Source organism: Mesorhizobium sp. P2_C5_2 (assembly GCF_056404535.1).
This window is the reverse complement of sequence record NZ_JBFUDV010000005.1, coordinates 104,725-121,537: the sequence shown is the minus strand read 5'-3', so window position 1 is coordinate 121,537 and position 16,813 is coordinate 104,725. Positions and strand designations below refer to the sequence as shown.

Below are 16,813 nucleotides of genomic sequence, written 5' to 3'. Positions count from 1 at the left end.
CTCGTGGCTGTTGTCAGCGTCGGTCAGGCGTCCACGGTCTCGCGCCGCGCGGCAGCGTGATAGGCAAGATATTTGCGCTGTGTCGAAATACGGTCCGCGACATGCTTGGCATCATGCCAGACACCCCAGATGAAACTCGACCCTCTTCGCGACTGCCAGGGAAGCCCGAGAAAATAGAGTCCAGGCTCGACCGAGACGCCGCGCTGATGCCTTGGCCGGCCCTTCTCGTCAAAAGCATCGACTTTCAACCAGCTGTAGTCGACGGAAAAACCTGTCGCCCAGATGATCGCCGCTATCCCGGCTTCGGCCAGATCGAGCTCACGAAGCGGATTGGTCAAGCAGTCGGGATCCGGGTCGATCCGACGGGCCGCAGGCTCCTCCGGCAGGTCGAGACCGTTGCGGGCAACATAGGCGTCGGCCTCGTCCAGCAGCGACATCAGGTTGGCGTCACCGCGGGCAATGTTCTTCGCCAGATCGGACGCGAAGGTCAGCACGCCGTCCTGATATGTTTTTGTCATGCCGACCAGGGTAAGCCCCTGCGCGGCCAGCCGACGAAAATCAATCGTTTCGCCGCCACGCGCGCCGCTCACCGCAATCGTGACATGCTCCGTGCCAGGCCCCGGGGTCTCGAGGTCCCATTTGCCGAGAACGCCAAGCCACCAGCAGAAATCGCGCCCCCGATAGGCCCGCGGCGGGCGGTCGTGCGCGCCGACCGAGAGGTAGACGCGCCGCCCCGAGCGCTGAAGCTCATCGGCGATCTGCACACCCGACGATCCCGCCCCGACCACCAGCACCGCGCCCTTTGGCAACTGTCTGGGGTTGCGGTACGCGCTGGAATGAATCTGCAGAATGCCGACATCGCCGGGGACAAGGGCGGGGATGACGGGGACCTGGAAAGGTCCGGTCGCCGCGACGATGCTGTTGGCTTCGATCACGCCGTCCGACGTCTCGACGCGGAACCCGGGTCGACCGATATTTCTTTGCGCGAGCTTGACCTCCACGCCGCAGCGGATCGGCGCATTGATCTGCCTTGCATAGGCGGCGAAATAGTCCGCAACCTCGTCCTTGGAGGGAAAGCCGTCGGGACCCGTCACGGGGAATTCCATGCCAGGGAAACGGTCATGCCAGGCCGGCCCATTGGCAACGAGCGAGTCCCATCGCTGCGAACGCCAGCGCTCGGCGATCCGGCCACGCTCGAGAACGAGATGCGGCACGCCGCATTTGCTCAGATGCTCAGACATAGCCACCCCCGCCTGGCCACCGCCGACGACAAGCGTGTCTATTTTTTTCACCGACATTTCTGCATCCTTTCCCCCCAAGAGTTTCTGCGGATGTGAGGAGGTCAGATCGCTGGTGTACTGGAGGGACTGATTAGCGAAAATTACGATTTCACGTGGCAGTGGTTAGCTTGTCCCTAAATGCCCAGGAGGCTGGCAAACGAGAGACTACGACAGCATCGCCCTGGCTGCTTTTTCGCCGATCATCATGGACGGCGCATTGGTGTTGCCGCCAATCAGCGTCGGCATGATTGAGGCGTCCGCCACACGCAGATTGTCGAAGCCGCGCACCTTGAGGCCGGCGGGATCGACCACCGCCATGGTGTCGGTGCCCATCTTGGCCGTGCCGACCGGATGATAGACGGTGAGCGCCTCGGCACGCAGATAGGCGAGGATTTCGTCATCGGTGACGACATCGGGTCCCGGCAGGATTTCCGCTCCGCGAATATCGGCAAAGACCGGCGAGGCCAGGATCGAGCGCGCCAGCTTGATGCCCTCGACCAGAGTCAAAGCATCCTGCCCGTCGCTGAAGAAGCGGTGATCGATCAGCACATTTCGGCGGGTGCCGTCGCGCTCGAGCGTGATTTCGCCGACGCTTCCAGGCCGCAGCACGCAGGTGTGCACGGCATAGCCATGGCCATATTCGACAAGCCTGCCGCGATGGCTGCGGTAGCCCGGAACAAAGTGGAATTGGACATCGGGAATATCGCCGGCATATCTGGTTTTGGCGAAGCCGCCGGCCTCGACATAATTGGTCGTCAGCATGCCCTTGCGCCGGACGAAATACTGGAAGGGTGCGGCCAGCATTGCCGGCAGATTGGCGAGCGACAGGCCGAGCGTCCTGGTGCTGTTCGATCGCATCGTGATCATGCCGTCGACATGGTCGCGCAAATTCTTGCCGACGCCGGGCACGTTCATCACCGGCTCCACCCCCGCCGCCTTCAGCTCCTCGGCCGGGCCGATGCCGGAAGCAAGCAGGATGCGCGGCGATCCGATCGCGCCCGCGCTCAGCACCACTTCGGCGCGACATGTCAGCCGCTGGGCTGCCCCGTCCTTGATCACATTGACGCCGGTGACGCGCCCGCTTTCGACTGCCAGATCAAGCACCTCGACGCCTGACAGGACCTGGAGGTTCGGGCGGCCAAGAACCGGCCGGACGAAGGCGGTATAGGCCGAGAACCGTTCCCCCTTGTTCTGGGTGACATTGTAGATGCCGAGGCCGAGTTGACCGTCGGCGTTGAAGTCGCGGTTTTCGGGCAGGCCCACGTCCCGGCCCGCCTCTACCCACAGGCTGGATACGGCGTTGGGATCACGCGGATTGTCGACCAGCAGTTCGCCGTCGAAGCCATGATAGTCCGGGTTCTGCGACAGGAGGTTCCGCTCCAGTCTCTTGAACACCGGCAGCACATCGGCATAAGACCACCCCGCGCAGCCAAGCGCTGCCCACTCATCGTAGTCCTGCGCGGCGCCGCGAATGTAGACCATCGAATTGATCGAGCTCGATCCGCCGAGAAGCTTGCCGCGGTTGACCGGTATGCGGCGGTTGTTGAGCAGCGGCTGCGGCACGCCCTTGTAGCCGTAGTCGAAAGTCGGATTGCCGTAGAGCGAGAGGATGCCGGCCGGCACGCGCACCCTTGTGCGGTCGTCGCTGCCGCCGGCCTCGATCAGGCAGACGCGGTTGGCGGGGTTGGCGCTCAGCCGGTTGGCCAGGACACAACCGGCCGAGCCCGCGCCAATGACGATATAGTCGAATTCCGCGGTCGCGATGCTCATGCCTTCTAATGCTCGTCGTCTTCGTCGTTCTTCAAGAGCTCGAGGATTTCCCGCTTCATGGCGATGAAGTTCGGCTCCATGACCAGATCCATGCTGCGCGGACGCGGGAGGCCGACGCGGATTTCCTTCTTGATCTGGCCGGGCCGGCCGGACATGACGAGCACCCGGTCCGCCAGCAGGATCGCCTCGTCAATGTCATGGGTGACGAACAGGACCGTTTTCTTGGAATGGTCCCAGATCCTCAGCAAAAGCTTCTGCATTGAGTGGCGGGTCTGGCTGTCGAGCGCTCCGAAGGGTTCGTCCATCAGCAGCACCTGCGGATCGTTGGCGAGCGCGCGGGCAATCGCCACGCGCTGCTTCATGCCGCCCGACAGTTGCGAGGGATAATGGTTGGCGAATTTCGCCAGGCCAACCTCTTGGAGAAAATGCTCGACGATGGCCCTGCGCTCGGCCGCCGGCATGCTCTTCCGCTTCGGACCGTATTCGACGTTCTGCGCCACGGTGAGCCAGGGAAACAACGTATAGGCCTGAAACACCATGCCGCGATCCGGGCCCGGCTCGGTGACCGGCTTGCCGCCGACCGAGATCATGCCGCCGGTGCGCTCCTCGAGACCGGCGATGAGATAGAGCAGGCTCGACTTGCCGCAGCCGGATGGGCCGACGATCACACAGAACTCATTGGGCGCGACATGGAACGAGATGCCGTCCAACGCCAGCACGGCGTTGTCGCCCGTGCCGTAGCGCAGGGCCACATTATCGACGCCGATGTCGGCGCTCTTCGGTTTCGTCGCAAGTGTCAGGGCGTCCATGTCAGCGAATTCCTCAATTGGCCCAGGGAGCGACGAGGCGGCGGATGCCCCGGAACAATTGGTCGGTGCACAGACCAAGGATGCCGATCATGGCGATGGCCATGAAGATGACGTCGACCTGGAAGCCGCGCATCGCCTTGAGCGAGATATAGCCAAGTCCGCTGCGAGCGGCGACGAGTTCGGCAACGACAAGATAGGTCCAGGCCCAGCCCATGGTCACGCGCAGCACATCCAGCACGTTCGGCAGCGTGGCCGGAAAGACGATGTGGAAGACCGTGTCGCCGCGTTTCGTGCCGAGCGTGTAGGCAGCGTTGACGAGGTCGCGCTGAACGCCGCGGGCGCTGTCGGCGATCATCACCAACTGCTGGAAGAAGATGCCGAAGATGATGACGGCCACGCGCTGCTCGATGCCGATCCCGATCCACAGGATGAAAAGCGGCACGAAGGAGGTTACCGGCAGATAGCGGATGAAATTGACGAGCGGGTCGAGCGCCGCCTGGACGATGCGATAGGTGCCCATCGTCAATCCGAGCGGCACCGCCACGATGCTCGAAATGACGAAACCGATCAGCACCACCTGGACGCTGGCGAGCACGTGCTCCCACAATGAGCCGTCAAGCGCCATCCTGATGGTGGTGGACAAGACGGATTCCGGGCGCGGCAGGAACATTTCCTTGACCGCTCCGGAATAGGTCAAAGCGAACCAGCCGCCGATGACCGCGACCCAGACCAGGACGCTGAGCGTGATGGCGAGAGGGCGCGACACGGCCTGAAAAGGCGTCGCGACAGCCTTCCAGACGGATCGACCGGGCTGATTTTTATCCACGCTCGTGGTCACGATATGGCTGATGGGAGACGTTGCATTCGGTGCCAATGTCACAGGGAAACCCCTTGGGCTGGATAGACCGCAGGCGAAAGGCTCGGCCTGCGGTCCAGCGAACTCGCTTTGCGAGGCCAGATCACTTCGCAAGGAAGGATGGATCGACGAGATCGTCGTATTTGATGTCCATCTTGAGCTTGCCGAAGCCGCCCCAGACATCGCCACCGAGCTTGATCAGCTTGCCGGCATCACCACTCTCGCCGCCGGCGAAGAATTGGGCATTGCGCTCCTTGCCGTAGAAGTTCACGCCCGCGGCGGAGGAGGCGAAGTCCTTCGGCTCCTTCAGCCAGCCGCCGACGCCCTTGGCCATCACCTCGTAAGCCTTCTCGGGATTTTCCTTGATGAACTCGTTGGCCTTGTAGAGCCCCTTCACCAGCGCCTCGACATCCCCGGGATTCTTCGTGATGTAGTCGCAGTTCAGCGCCACCACATCGACGATCAGGCCCGGCGTCTTCGAGGAGTCGATTAGCACCTGGCCCTTGTTTTCCTTCTTGGCCAGCGTCAGATGCGGTTCCCAGGTCACGGCAACAGGAATGCGGTCGGCCATGAAGGCAGCGGCGGCATCATCGGCCGTCATGTTGGTAACCTTCACATCGGACTGGCTGAGACCGGCCTGCTTGAGCAGGATGTTGAACCAGAACTGCGACACCGAGCCTTCGTTCAGCGCGACCTCCATACCTTTGAGGTCGGCGATGCTCTTGACGCCGCTCGGCGCTAGAACGCCGTCGCCGCCATGGCTGTCGTCCAGGGCATAGACCGATTTGAAGCAGACATCCTTCGAGCGGTACTTCATGATTTCGTCTATGGTGGAAGCGCTGCCGTCGAGCTCGCCGGCGGCGACGGCCGCCATGTACATCGATGCTTCCTCGATGATTTCGAGCGAGACGTCGAGGCCCCCTTCCTTGAAGTAGCCCATGTCACGCGCAAGGAAGAGCGGGCCGTAACCGACCCAGGTCGTCATGCCCAGCTTCAAGCTGCCGGCTTCGGCGTGGAGGCTCACCGAAAGGGCGCTGAGGGCAATGCCGGCCGCAAGCGCGGCACGGCGAAACTTCGAGATTGTTGTCGTCATCACGTTCCCCTGTCTTTTTCTGAGGTCAGGCGCTGTCTGCACCAAAACAACCCGCTTCGGGCGCATCGCCGAAGGTTGCCGCCTGACGTTCTTTTTGTTCTCTTTCAGCCGGCGGATGGAGCAAAGCACGCTGTGTGCGATGCACAAATAATGATTTTCGATAATTCTGCTTAGGCTGGGCCTAACCAAGCCGGCGCTGCCGCGTCTGCGCCACCCACAGACTTTGGCGTGAGACGGGTTGACGATCCCGATGACCTCATCGTCGCTTCGGAGAGGTCAACGACGGTCGCCTGGCAATCCTTTCTCGGAAAGGAGCTTGACCGGGATGATGCAGCATTGGAGTCGGCAGGCTAGCATTCCTCAAGGCTGCACTCTGCACGGGCTACGGCGCACATTCGGCACCTACCTCGCAGAATGCAACATTCAGGCACGAGCCATCATGGAGGCTATGGGGCATTCCTCAATGACGGTAACAGATGAATATTTGCGAGAGGCCAATAAGAAGCGGATTGCGGTCGACATCGCACGAGCGATCAACCAGCGCGAAGAAAAGCGCGATCAGATGGAAGCGGCGATCGAATTTGCGGATCGTTCGATGAACAGAGACCGCACACGGACTGAAGGAGGCGCTTTCGGGCGCCTTTTTCGTGCCCGCAAACCTCCGTGGGCAAAGTGCGGGCAAAGCGTGGGCAAAAGCAATTTTCTGCCAATAATATCAATGGTCATGGTGGGCCCGGAGGGACGTCGCTTTTTCAACAAAATCAATCGGTTAGCGGGCGGTTCGCCACGCAGTATCCTTCGTATGTTCTCGTATGGTCTGGCGAACTCAAGGAAAACAAGGAGGAATGAACCTGTCCATCAGCTTCTCAACCACCGCGCACACAGCTGTTCCTTCGGCGCGACAAAGTCTGCGAACGGGCGGTCACAGACTTGAGAGTCCCACTTTGGAGTTCGCCTCTTGCCCCGTAGCTTCACCCCGGCTCGGTCCGAATGTCGGTTTTGACAGGCCTTTAACCCGGCACCGATCAGCGCCTTGCGGCCAGCCATTGGGATCGTATCGTAGCGGGCCAGGCCGGGACCTTGCACTTACGCTTGAGCTTCACAACAAAACGCACCGTCACCTCGAGCGCAACAACTGTTGCGCGATAGACCAGGCTCGTTCGACATGATGTCGGGCGGCCGCCTCAGCGTTGTCCGGGTCGCGAGACTTGATTGCGTCCATGATCGCGGTCATTTCTCCTATCGCCGGTTCCCGGCGATTGGTTGAAGCTATGGTCATCGACCGCAGCTGGTTGATGCGCACATTCAGCCCGGTGACGATTTCCCAGGCAATGCGCTTGTCGGCAGCCTCGAACAGCGCTTCGTAGAATTTGGTCGTCGCCCGCATCACCGCGACAGGCACGCCTGACGCCCAGGCTTTAAAAAGGTTGGTCAAGGCGCCATCGAGCAAGGCGATCTGCTCGCTGGTGGCCGACATGGCGCAAGCCCGCGCCGCGATGCCCTCCAGCAACGCCCGCAATTCGTAGATTTCGTCGGTGCGGCCGAGGTCCGGCTTGGCCACGGCGGGGCCGTGGCCCGGTATCATCTGCACCAGGCCTTCCGCCTCCAATTGCCGCAACACCTCGCGCACGACCGAACGGCTGACTCCGAGCTGATCGCAAAGCGGCCGCTCGACCAGTCTCTCGCCGGGCTGGAAGTGGAAATCCATGATCGCCTCGCGCATGCGCTCCAGCGCCAGCGTCCGCAACGTCTTGGCGGAGCGGTCTATCCGCAGCGTATCGTCTGACATTTTTTCTCTGCCTCCTCGCGCTGCCACAAAACAGATTCCATGGCCAATTGACAAGGTTCTTGGCGCTCCATAGCATGGTATACCATAAGACGCGATAGAGATGACGGCGCGAAACCGCGCCATCCGACCGAGGATTTTGATGAAACCGGCCATTCGAAAGATCGTCACCTACATCGAGAACACGCTGATCGAAGGCGGCAAGGCGGCACCCCAGCCGCTGCGTCTGATCGGCGTCGCCGCGGTGCTGACCAATCCCTGGGCTGGCCGCGGTTTTACCGAGGATCTGTCTCCCGAGATCCGCGCCATCGCTCCAATCCTCGGCGAAATGCTGACCAGCGAGATCATCGCCGTCGCCGGTTCGGGCGGGGCGATCGAAGGCTATGGCAAGGCCGCCATCTGCGGCACTTCAGGCGAGATCGAGCACGCGTCGGCGCTGATCCACACGCTGCATTTCGGCAATCATTATCGCCGCGCCGTCGGCGCCAAGACCTATCTGGCGTTTACCAATCTGCGGGGCGGGCCGAACACGCCGATCATGATCCCGCTGATGGACAAGAATGACGAAGGCCGCCGCTCCCATTATCTGACCGTGCATTTCCAGATCGGCGATGCGCCGGCGCCTGACGAGCTGGTGGTGGCGCTAGGCGCCTCCATCGGCGGACGTCCGCATCACCGCATCGGCGACCGCTATCAGGATCTAAAGGAGGTCGGGGATTTGCATGGCTGACGTCGCCACCTCCGCATGGGTCCGGGACACGGATCCCGACGGCACCGGCTTCATCCGAGCCGGCTCCGGCACGCCCGTTCTGCTCATTCACGGCGTCGGCATGAATGCCACGATCTGGCAGGATCAAATCGCTTCGATGAAAGGCCGCCACGACCTGATCGCCATCGATATGCTCGGCCACGGCAATTCGCAGCTGCCGCCCGAAAATGCCGCACTGTCGGACTTTGCCGATCAGGCGCTTCGCCTGATCGATCACCTCGGTCTCGCCTCCGTATCGATCGTCGGCCACTCCATGGGGGCGCTGGTCGCTCTCGAAATCGCCCTGCGCGCGCCGTCGCGAGTCAGCTCCGTCATCTGCCTCAACGGCGTGTTCCGTCGTCCTGAGGCCCTGGCGCAGGCGGTGCGTGAACGGGCCAAGGCACTCGGCAGCAACGGCGATCCTTCGGCCATCGCCGCAACCCTTACCCGCTGGTTCGGCGACCCGCTGCCGGCCAGTCTGGCAGGCGCGGCCCAAACCGCGCGCGCCGCGCTTGAAAGCGTTGACGCTGAGGGCTACGCGCGCACCTATCGCCTCTTCGCCCACGCCGATACCGAACATGTCGACCGCCTGGCCGAGCTTGCAGCGCCGGCACTGTTCATGACCGGATCCGAGGACAGGAATTCGACACCAGCCATGTCGGCGGCCATGGCCCGGCTTGCGCCGAGCGGGCAATGTCTCGTTCTAAGCGGCGAAAGACACATGATGACAATCGCTTCGCCCGAAAAAGTGACTCAGCACATCATGGCGTTTCTCGATGCCGAGAAAGACGCCGCTGCCAGACCGGAGACGGCGCCTGCATTTGACCCCGGCGAATTCAGGCGAGCGCTGGGCTCGTTCCTGACCGGCGTCACCATCGTCACCACGGTCAGTGCGGAAGGCGAGCCGCGCGGCTTCACCGCCAACTCCTTCACATCTGTTTCGCTCGAGCCGCCGCTCGTCCTTGTCTGCATCGCCAAGAAGGCGTTGGGACACAGCGCCTTTTCCACATCCAGGGGTTTCGCGATCAACATCCTGTCGGAGAGCCAGAAGGCCGAATCCGGCATCTTCGCCTCCAAGGCCGCGGACAAGTTCGCTTCCGTTGCCTGGCAATCCGGGCAAACCGGCAATCCGCTGATCGACGGTTCCGTCGCTGTGTTCGATTGCGCCATGGAGCAACTGGTCGACGCCGGCGACCACTCGATCCTGATCGGCCGCGTCCGGTATTTCACCCACAATGGCGCGCAACCGCTCGGCTATTGCCGCGGTACCTATGTCACGCCTGGCCTCAGCCAGGAAGCACTTGCGGCTGCACCTTCGGGAACCGAAGTCGGCGCCATTCTCGAAAATGAAGGCCGTGTGCTGTTCTTCGAAACGGCGGACGGTTTCCACGAATTGCCGGCAGGTCGCGGGCTGGGCTCGCCCAGGGATGCCCGCAGCCTCAAGGGATGCCTCGCCGCCAAGGCCGTCGACGCACAGCTCGGCTTCCTTTTTGCGGTGTGGGACGACGCGGCCGATCCGTCGCGCTCGCACGTCTACTACCGGGGAACGGTCACCGCCCCCGCCTCCGGCGACAGCCAGGTCAGGCTTGTCGACATCGACCATATCGCCGATCTCAAGGTCGCCGATCCGGCGGTTCGTTCCATGCTGACCCGCTATGTCCGTGAACGCACGGAAGATGCATTCGGTGTCTATGTCGGCAACGAGGTCGAAGGCGAGGTCCGGCCGCTCGCCAGGGCTGCGCCTTCCCAAGCTCTTACTGGTCGCAGGTGATGCCCATGAAATTTTCGCTTTTCGTCCATATGGAGCGCTCGGATCTGGCGAAGCCACATTCCGAACTTGTTGCCGAGCTGGAGGACCTTGTCCTGCAGGCCGAGGCGGCAGGCTTCGAGACCGCTTGGATCGGCGAGCATCACGGGATGGAATTCACCATCTCGCCCAACCCGTTCATCAACATCGCCTATCTCGGCGCGAAGACGACGCGCATCCGGCTCGGCACCGGAACCATCGTCGCGCCGTTCTGGCACCCGATCAAGCTTGCCGGCGAAGCAGCAATGGCCGACGTCATTACCGGCGGCCGGCTCGACATCGGCATTGCGCGCGGCGCCTACAGCTATGAGTATCAGCGGCTTTTCCCCGGGCTCGAAGCCTGGGGCGCGGGTCGGCGCATGCGCGAGATGGTGCCGGCGATCCGTGGCCTGTGGGATGGCGATTTCGAACTGTCCTGCGAGTTCTGGTCGTTCCCGTCGACCACCTCGTCGCCCAAACCGCTGCAAAAACCTTATCCGCCGATCTGGGTGGCGGCGCGTGACCCCAACTCGCACGACTTTGCCGTGGCCAACAAATGCAACGTGCAGGTGACGCCGCTTGCCTCAGGCGATGGCGAAGTGGCGAGCCTGATGGAGCGCTTCAACACAGCCTGTGCCGCTCACCCAGAAATAGCACGGCCGGAAATCATGCTCCTGATGCACACATTCGTCGCCGAGGACGCAGCCGACGCCGATCGCCTGACGCAGGACCTGTCGCAGTTCTACTGTCAATTCGGCGCCTGGTTCCAGAACAAGAAGCCGGTGCGCCAGGGCGTGCTTGAGGCGCTGACCGAGGCCGAGATCGCGGCCATGCCGCAATACGCGCCGGACAAGATCCGGGAAAATCTGGTGATCGGCAAAGCCGACGAAGTGATCGCCAGGCTCAAGGCCTATGAGGCGCTCGGCTACGACCAGTACTCGATCTGGATCGACAGCGGCATTTCGCACGAGCGCAAGAAGAAATCGCTGCAGCTGTTCATCGACAAAGTGATGCCGGCCTTCCAGGGACCGCACGCGTGATGAGCACCGGCGAGTTCAGGAACTACATAGACGGCCAGTTCGTCGGGGCCGCTGCAACCTTCGACAGCATCGACCCGTCGACGGGCGCGGCATGGGCAACAATGCCCGCTGCATCAGTTGCCGACGTCGACCGCGCCGTCGAGGCCGCCCACCGCGCACTGCGATCCGGCCCATGGGCATCGATGACGGCGACCGCGCGCGGCAAGTTTCTGGTGCGGCTCGGCGATCTCGTCGTCGCCAATGCCGACCGGCTGGCGCAACTCGAGACCCGCGACACCGGCAAGATTATCCGCGAGACCCGCGCCCAGATCGCCTATGTCGGCGACTACTACCGCTACTATGGCGGTCTCGCCGACAAGCACGAAGGCTCGTTTGTTCCCATCGACAAGGCGGACATGGAAGTGACGATCCGGCCGGAGCCGATCGGCGTCGTTGCCGCCGTCGTGCCGTGGAATTCGCAGCTCTTCCTGTCGGCCGTCAAACTCGGGCCGGCGCTGGCCGCCGGCTGCACCGTCGTCCTCAAGGCGTCCGAGGATGGCCCTGCCCCGCTGCTGGCCTTTGCCGAACTCGTCCATGAAGCCGGATTTCCCGCAGGCAGCGTCAACATCCTGACCGGCTTTGGACACGATTGCGGCCACCGCCTGACCAGCCATCCGCTGGTCGCCCGCGTCGCCTTCACCGGCGGCCCGGCGACGGCGCGGCGGATCGTCAGGAACACTGCCGAAAATCTCGCCTACACGACGCTCGAGCTCGGCGGCAAAAGCCCGGTGGTGGTGTTTGCCGATGCCGATCTGGACAGCGCCGCCAACGCCGTCGTCGCCGGCATTTTTGCCGCCACCGGCCAGAGCTGCGTCGCCGGCTCGCGGCTTTTGGTCGAGCGTTCGGTGAAGGACGAGTTTCTCGCCCGGCTCAAGCGCAAGGCCGAGGCGATCCGGATCGGCGACCCACAGGATCCGACCACCGAAATGGGACCGCTGGCCACGTCGCGCCAGCGCGAATGGATCGAAAAGACCGTCGCCGAAAGTCTCGCCACCGGCGGCCGGCTGGTCACCGGCGGCAAGCGCCCCGAGGGCAAGGCGGACGGCTTCTACTATGCGCCGACGATCATCGAGGCGCCCGACCAGACCCTGGCTTGCGTGCGCGAAGAGCTTTTCGGCCCGGTGCTGAGCGCGCTCGCCTTCGACACCGAGGCTGAAGCGCTGTCGCTCGCCAACGATACGAAGTTCGGCCTGGCGTCCGGCGTGTTCACCACCAATCTCGCCAAGGCGCACCGCATGGCGCGCGGCATCCATGCCGGCGTGGTCTGGATCAACACCTACCGCGCCGTCTCGCCGCTGGTTCCGTTTGGCGGCTACGGCCAGTCCGGCCTCGGCCGCGAAGGTGGGATGGACGCGCTCCGCGATTACACACGCTCGAAATCGGTCTGGATACGCACCTCGGACGACCCAATTCCCGATCCTTTTGTCATGCGGTAGCCGCCGCAGGCCGGGGATTCGCGATCAAGGCGAAAACGCCGATCGCGAACAGCCAACAACGAAAACAAGCAGAGGAGAACGACATGAAACTGATTTTCACCGGCATCCTTGCCGCACTTCTGGCAACGACGGCTGCCAAGGCCGAGGAAATGGTCTTCACCAGCTGGGGCGGGACGACCCAGGAAGCGCAGACCAAATCCTGGGCCGAACCGTTTTCGGCCGCATCCGGCATCAAGGTCCTGCAGGACGGCCCGACCGACTACGGCAAGCTGAAGGCCATGGTCGACGCCGGCAGCGTCAACTGGGATGTCGTCGACGTCGAGATGGATTTCGCCATCAAGGCGGCCAAGGACGGCCTGCTGGAGCCGATCGATTTCACTGCTGTGCCGAAGGCTGACCTCGATCCACGCTTCACCACCGACCATGCCGTCGGCAGCTTCTACTATTCCTTCGTGCTCGCCTGGAACAAGGGCGCCGTTTCGGGCGAACCTGCCGGCTGGGCAGACATGTTCGACACCAAGAAATTCCCGGGCAAGCGCACCTTCTACAAATGGTCGGCGCCCGGCGTCATCGAGATCGCGCTGCTGGCCGACGGCGTTCCCGTCGACAAGCTCTATCCGCTCGATCTCGACCGCGCCTTCAAGAAGCTCGACACCATCAAGTCCGACATCGTCTGGTGGGGCGGCGGCGCCGAGTCACAGCAGTTGATCGCGTCCGGTGAAGCGGCGTTCGGCCAGCTCTGGAACGGCCGCGTCTTCGCCCTTCAGCATGACGAAGCCGATGTCGGCGTGTCCTGGGCCCAGAACCTGACGGCGGCCGACGTTCTGGTGGTGCCGAAGGGCGCCAAGAACAAGGATGCGGCGATGAAGTTCCTGGCGGCCGCAAGCAGCCCGGCCGGCCAGGCGAAGTTTGCCGAAGCCAGCGGTTACGCGCCGATCAACACCAAGGCCAAGGCCGAAATGGCGGCGGACGTCGTGAAGTCGCTGCCGGACGCCCATGTCGAAGGGCAGATCAATCTCGACATGAACTACTGGGCTGAGAACCGCGACGCCATCGCGACGCGTTGGTACGCCTGGCAGGCGAAGTAGCGCCTCCACTCGCAACAGAACGGAACGAGACGGCGCAGACCGTCTCGTTCCACAAACAGGTTCCCGCCATGTCGGTCGAAACGCGTCAGAGCTTTGGAACACTGCGGATGCCGGCAGGCTTCGGTGGCCTGCTGCCGGCACTGATCCTGATTGCGCTGTTCTTCGTTGTCCCGGTGCTGGCGCTGCTGCTGCGCAGCATCACCGAGCCCGCGCCCGGCCTGCAGAACTACGCGACGCTGCTGGGTGACGGCACCTATGCCAGGGTGTTCTTCAACACCTTCCTGGTCGCGGCGGTCGTCACCGCCGTTACCGTCGTCGTCGCCTTTCCGGTCGCCTGGATGCTCGCCATCATGCCGGCGGCGCTCGCCTCGATCGTCTTCGGCGTCATCATCCTGTCGATGTGGACCAATTTGCTCACCCGCACCTATGCCTGGATGGTGCTGCTGCAGCGCACCGGTGTCATCAACCGCACGCTGATCGCCACCGGCATCATCGACCAGCCGCTGCCGCTCATCAACAATCTCACCGGCGTCACCATCGGCATGGTCTACATCATGCTGCCCTTCATGATCCTGCCGCTGGTCGGCACTTTGCGGGCGATCGATCCGATGACGCTGCGTGCCGCGGCGCTGTGCGGCGCCAGTCCTTTCCAGGCCTTCCGCCGCATCCTTTTGCCACTGTCACTGCCCGGCATCGCAGCCGGCGGCCTGATGGTCTTCGTCATGTCGCTCGGCTACTTCGTCACCCCGGCGCTGCTCGGCGGCACGTCCAACATGATGCTGGCCGAAATGATCGCGCAGATGATCCAGTCGCTGCTCAATTGGGGGCTCGGCAGCGCCGCCGCCTTTATCCTGCTGGTCGTGACCATGGCGCTCTACGCATTGCAGCTGCGCCTTGTCGGCACCAGGCGCGTGACGGGAGGCGTCTGAGATGCTGCTCGATTACGATCGCATGGGATGGTTGCGCGTGGCGCTGCTCGGCTTCACCGCGCTGGTCGCCTCTTTCTTGCTCCTGCCGGTGGTTTTCATTGTTCTGCTGTCGTTCGGATCGTCGCGCTGGCTGGCCTTTCCGCCACCCGGCTGGACCCTGAAATGGTATCAGGAACTGTTTGCCGACCCGGCTTGGCTGGAGGCGGCGCTGACCAGCGCTCGCATCGCCACGATGACAGCAATCCTTGCAGTGGCGATCGGGCTCCTCGCCTCCTTTGCCCTGGTTCGCGGGCAGTTCCGCGGCCGTGAAATCCTGCGCGGCCTGCTGCTGACGCCGATGGTCCTGCCGGTCGTGGTGTTCGCCATCGCCATCTACGCCTTCTTCCTGCGCCTCGGGCTCGGCGGCACCACGATCGGCTTCGTCATCGCCCACACCGTGCTGGCGCTGCCCTTCGCCATCATCCCGATCGCCACGGCGCTCGAAGGCTTCGACAAATCGATCGAGGATGCGGCCATCGTCTGCGGCGCCAGCCCGCTCGAGGCCAAGCTCAGGATCACCTTGCCTTCGATCCGGATCGGCATCTTTTCCGCCGCGATCTTCGCCTTCCTCGCCTCCTGGGATGAAGTCGTCGTAGCGATCTTCATGGCCAGCCCGACCTTGCAGACCCTGCCGGTCAAGATCTGGGGCAGCCTGCGCTCGGATCTAAGCCCGGTCATCGCCGCCGCCTCCAGCCTGCTCGTCGGCCTCACCCTTGCCCTGGTGGTGGTGACGGCACTGCTGCGCCGAAAGTTCCAGACATGACCCAGCCCTTCCTCTCCATCCGCAAATTGCACAAGGCGTTCGGCGCGTTCACCGCCGTGCATGATGTCACCTTGGACATTCCAAAGGGCGAATTCTTGACCTTCCTCGGACCGTCGGGCTCGGGGAAATCGACGACGCTCTATGCCATTGCCGGTTTCCAGGATCCGAGCTCCGGCGACGTGCAGTTGGAAGGCAAGTCGCTGCTTGCCGTGCCCTCGCACAAGCGCAACATCGGCATGGTGTTCCAGCGCTACACCCTGTTTCCGCATCTGACGGTGGCCGAGAACATTGCCTTCCCGCTGCGCGTCCGCCGCCGGCTCGACGCCGAGGTCAAGCGCAAGGTCGCCGATATGCTGGCGCTGGTGCGACTCGAAAGCTTCGCAGCCAGGCTGCCCGGCGCACTCTCAGGCGGCCAGCAGCAGCGCGTCGCGCTGGCCCGCGCACTGGCCTACGATCCGCCGATCCTCCTGATGGACGAGCCGCTTTCAGCGCTCGACAAGAAACTGCGCGAGGAGATCCAGGCCGAGATCCGCCGCATCCATCGCGAGACCGGCGTCACCATCCTCTACGTCACCCACGATCAGGAAGAGGCGCTGCATCTCTCCGACCGCATCGCCCTGTTCAAGGACGGTCGCATCGAGCAGACCGGCACCGGCGAGGACCTCTATGTCAGACCGGCCACCGACTTCGTCGCCGGCTTTATCGGCAATTCCAATTTCCTCGCCGCCGAACATCTCGAAACCGCCAATGGCGCGGCAACGATCCGGCTGGCGGACGGTTCGGTCGTCACAGGCGTGAGTGTCAACGGCGCTTTCGGCAAGGGGCAAAAAACCAGGCTGATGATCCGGCCGGAGGCGTTCGGCATGGAGCGAAAGCCGGCGAGCGCTGAAATCAATGTGGAGATCGTCGATGTCGCCTTCTATGGCGAACGCCGGCGCATCGTCGCGCGCACCGCCTCGGGACAGGAGATCGACATCAGGCCGACATTCTCCGCCACAGCTTCGCATGATGTGGCGCCGAGCCAACGTCAGGTCTTTTTCGACCCGAGCGCAGCGTTCCTGTTTCCCGCCTGACTCACCACACCGGATGGAGGTCAGCCAGCAGTTCGACGAGTTGCCGCTGGCTGGGCAAGACGGCGGACGGCAAGGTTGCGCAGGCCCGCGTGTCGCCCACCATGCAGATCATCGGCCTACCACCGGGCGTCCAGGACATCGTCGTTATCTTCGTGCTCGCGCCGACCGGACGCCAAGCCCTGACACGGCAAACGCTGCCCGAACCGCCAGCCGACGATGCCAATCCCGCCATGCAGCCAGGCGATCGGCAGGCATGACAAGGCAATGAAGGCTCTGGT

General features: G+C 63.1%; 16 protein-coding genes. 10 read left to right on the top strand and 6 right to left on the bottom strand.

Going from position 1 to position 16,813, the window contains the following annotated elements; translation table 11 throughout:
- Positions 1-23: 23 nt before the first annotated feature.
- The 5 genes from AC1D1B_RS19170 to AC1D1B_RS19150 form a co-directional block, all read right to left on the bottom strand.
- Entirely contained in the window at positions 24-1,298 is a 1,275-nt protein-coding gene (locus AC1D1B_RS19170) for a flavin-containing monooxygenase (RefSeq protein WP_477334029.1), read from the bottom strand.
- Between the two features lie 147 nt (positions 1,299-1,445).
- Positions 1,446-3,050 carry a GMC family oxidoreductase gene (locus tag AC1D1B_RS19165; protein WP_477334028.1) on the bottom strand — a complete coding sequence of 535 codons (1,605 nt, stop codon included), beginning with the start codon at positions 3,048-3,050 and terminating at the stop codon, positions 1,446-1,448.
- Between the two features lie 5 nt (positions 3,051-3,055).
- Positions 3,056-3,859, bottom strand: a complete 804-nt coding sequence (locus AC1D1B_RS19160; protein WP_477334027.1) for an ABC transporter ATP-binding protein — start codon at positions 3,857-3,859, stop codon at positions 3,056-3,058.
- Positions 3,860-3,872: 13 nt separating this feature from the next.
- Positions 3,873-4,625 carry an ABC transporter permease gene (locus tag AC1D1B_RS19155; RefSeq protein ID WP_477334026.1) on the bottom strand — a complete coding sequence of 251 codons (753 nt, stop codon included), beginning with the start codon at positions 4,623-4,625 and terminating at the stop codon, positions 3,873-3,875.
- A 193-nt stretch (positions 4,626-4,818) separates the two neighbouring features.
- Positions 4,819-5,808, bottom strand: a complete 990-nt coding sequence (locus AC1D1B_RS19150) for an ABC transporter substrate-binding protein (protein ID WP_477334025.1) — start codon at positions 5,806-5,808, stop codon at positions 4,819-4,821.
- Between the two features lie 325 nt (positions 5,809-6,133).
- Here AC1D1B_RS19150 and AC1D1B_RS19145 point away from each other — a divergent pair, with 325 nt between their 5' ends.
- Complete coding sequence (locus AC1D1B_RS19145) at positions 6,134-6,742, top strand: tyrosine-type recombinase/integrase (RefSeq protein WP_477334823.1); 609 nt, start codon at positions 6,134-6,136, stop codon at positions 6,740-6,742.
- Between the two features lie 183 nt (positions 6,743-6,925).
- On the opposite strand, the gene AC1D1B_RS19140 is transcribed toward AC1D1B_RS19145, so the two are convergent.
- Complete coding sequence (locus AC1D1B_RS19140; protein WP_477334024.1) at positions 6,926-7,597, bottom strand: GntR family transcriptional regulator; 672 nt, start codon at positions 7,595-7,597, stop codon at positions 6,926-6,928.
- A 139-nt stretch (positions 7,598-7,736) separates the two neighbouring features.
- On the opposite strand from AC1D1B_RS19140, the gene AC1D1B_RS19135 reads away from it, so the two are divergent.
- The 9 genes from AC1D1B_RS19135 (at position 7,737) to AC1D1B_RS19095 (ending at position 16,792) form a co-directional block, all read left to right on the top strand.
- Positions 7,737-8,324 (top strand): amino acid synthesis family protein, encoded by a 588-nt coding sequence (locus AC1D1B_RS19135; RefSeq protein ID WP_477334023.1) that lies wholly within the window; start codon positions 7,737-7,739, stop codon positions 8,322-8,324.
- Complete coding sequence (locus tag AC1D1B_RS19130) at positions 8,317-10,113, top strand: alpha/beta fold hydrolase (protein WP_477334022.1); 1,797 nt, start codon at positions 8,317-8,319, stop codon at positions 10,111-10,113. Before AC1D1B_RS19135 ends, AC1D1B_RS19130 begins: the two co-directional genes overlap by 8 nt.
- A 5-nt stretch (positions 10,114-10,118) precedes the next feature.
- Entirely contained in the window at positions 10,119-11,168 is a 1,050-nt protein-coding gene (locus AC1D1B_RS19125) for an LLM class flavin-dependent oxidoreductase (protein ID WP_477334021.1), read from the top strand.
- Complete coding sequence (locus AC1D1B_RS19120) at positions 11,168-12,643, top strand: aldehyde dehydrogenase (RefSeq protein WP_477334020.1); 1,476 nt, start codon at positions 11,168-11,170, stop codon at positions 12,641-12,643. Before AC1D1B_RS19125 ends, AC1D1B_RS19120 begins: the two co-directional genes overlap by 1 nt.
- Before the next feature lie 83 nt (positions 12,644-12,726).
- The gene (locus AC1D1B_RS19115; protein ID WP_477334019.1) at positions 12,727-13,731 is read left to right on the top strand and encodes an ABC transporter substrate-binding protein; all 1,005 of its coding nucleotides are present in this window, start codon (positions 12,727-12,729) and stop codon (positions 13,729-13,731) included.
- Between the two features lie 68 nt (positions 13,732-13,799).
- Complete coding sequence (locus AC1D1B_RS19110; RefSeq protein WP_477334018.1) at positions 13,800-14,660, top strand: ABC transporter permease; 861 nt, start codon at positions 13,800-13,802, stop codon at positions 14,658-14,660.
- Between the two features lies 1 nt (position 14,661).
- Positions 14,662-15,462, top strand: coding sequence for an ABC transporter permease (locus tag AC1D1B_RS19105; protein ID WP_477334017.1), 801 nt, complete (start codon positions 14,662-14,664; stop codon positions 15,460-15,462).
- The gene (locus AC1D1B_RS19100; RefSeq protein WP_477334016.1) at positions 15,459-16,535 is read left to right on the top strand and encodes an ABC transporter ATP-binding protein; all 1,077 of its coding nucleotides are present in this window, start codon (positions 15,459-15,461) and stop codon (positions 16,533-16,535) included. Before AC1D1B_RS19105 ends, AC1D1B_RS19100 begins: the two co-directional genes overlap by 4 nt.
- A gap of 89 nt (positions 16,536-16,624) precedes the next feature.
- The gene (locus AC1D1B_RS19095; RefSeq protein ID WP_477334015.1) at positions 16,625-16,792 is read left to right on the top strand and encodes a hypothetical protein; all 168 of its coding nucleotides are present in this window, start codon (positions 16,625-16,627) and stop codon (positions 16,790-16,792) included.
- Positions 16,793-16,813 lie beyond the last annotated feature (21 nt).

Bases quoted from the DNA above. Each gene is read 5' to 3' on its own strand.
- AC1D1B_RS19170 (WP_477334029.1), bottom strand. From the start codon at position 1,298: ATGTCGGTGAAAAAAATAGACACGCTTGTCGTCGGCGGTGGCCAGGCG.
- AC1D1B_RS19165 (WP_477334028.1), bottom strand. From the start codon at position 3,050: ATGAGCATCGCGACCGCGGAATTCGACTATATCGTCATTGGCGCGGGC.
- AC1D1B_RS19160 (WP_477334027.1), bottom strand. From the start codon at position 3,859: ATGGACGCCCTGACACTTGCGACGAAACCGAAGAGCGCCGACATCGGC.
- AC1D1B_RS19150 (WP_477334025.1), bottom strand. From the start codon at position 5,808: ATGACGACAACAATCTCGAAGTTTCGCCGTGCCGCGCTTGCGGCCGGC.
- AC1D1B_RS19145 (WP_477334823.1), top strand. From the start codon at position 6,134: ATGATGCAGCATTGGAGTCGGCAGGCTAGCATTCCTCAAGGCTGCACT.
- AC1D1B_RS19140 (WP_477334024.1), bottom strand. From the start codon at position 7,597: ATGTCAGACGATACGCTGCGGATAGACCGCTCCGCCAAGACGTTGCGG.
- AC1D1B_RS19135 (WP_477334023.1), top strand. From the start codon at position 7,737: ATGAAACCGGCCATTCGAAAGATCGTCACCTACATCGAGAACACGCTG.
- AC1D1B_RS19130 (WP_477334022.1), top strand. From the start codon at position 8,317: ATGGCTGACGTCGCCACCTCCGCATGGGTCCGGGACACGGATCCCGAC.
- AC1D1B_RS19125 (WP_477334021.1), top strand. From the start codon at position 10,119: ATGAAATTTTCGCTTTTCGTCCATATGGAGCGCTCGGATCTGGCGAAG.
- AC1D1B_RS19120 (WP_477334020.1), top strand. From the start codon at position 11,168: ATGAGCACCGGCGAGTTCAGGAACTACATAGACGGCCAGTTCGTCGGG.
- AC1D1B_RS19115 (WP_477334019.1), top strand. From the start codon at position 12,727: ATGAAACTGATTTTCACCGGCATCCTTGCCGCACTTCTGGCAACGACG.
- AC1D1B_RS19110 (WP_477334018.1), top strand. From the start codon at position 13,800: ATGTCGGTCGAAACGCGTCAGAGCTTTGGAACACTGCGGATGCCGGCA.
- AC1D1B_RS19105 (WP_477334017.1), top strand. From the start codon at position 14,662: ATGCTGCTCGATTACGATCGCATGGGATGGTTGCGCGTGGCGCTGCTC.
- AC1D1B_RS19100 (WP_477334016.1), top strand. From the start codon at position 15,459: ATGACCCAGCCCTTCCTCTCCATCCGCAAATTGCACAAGGCGTTCGGC.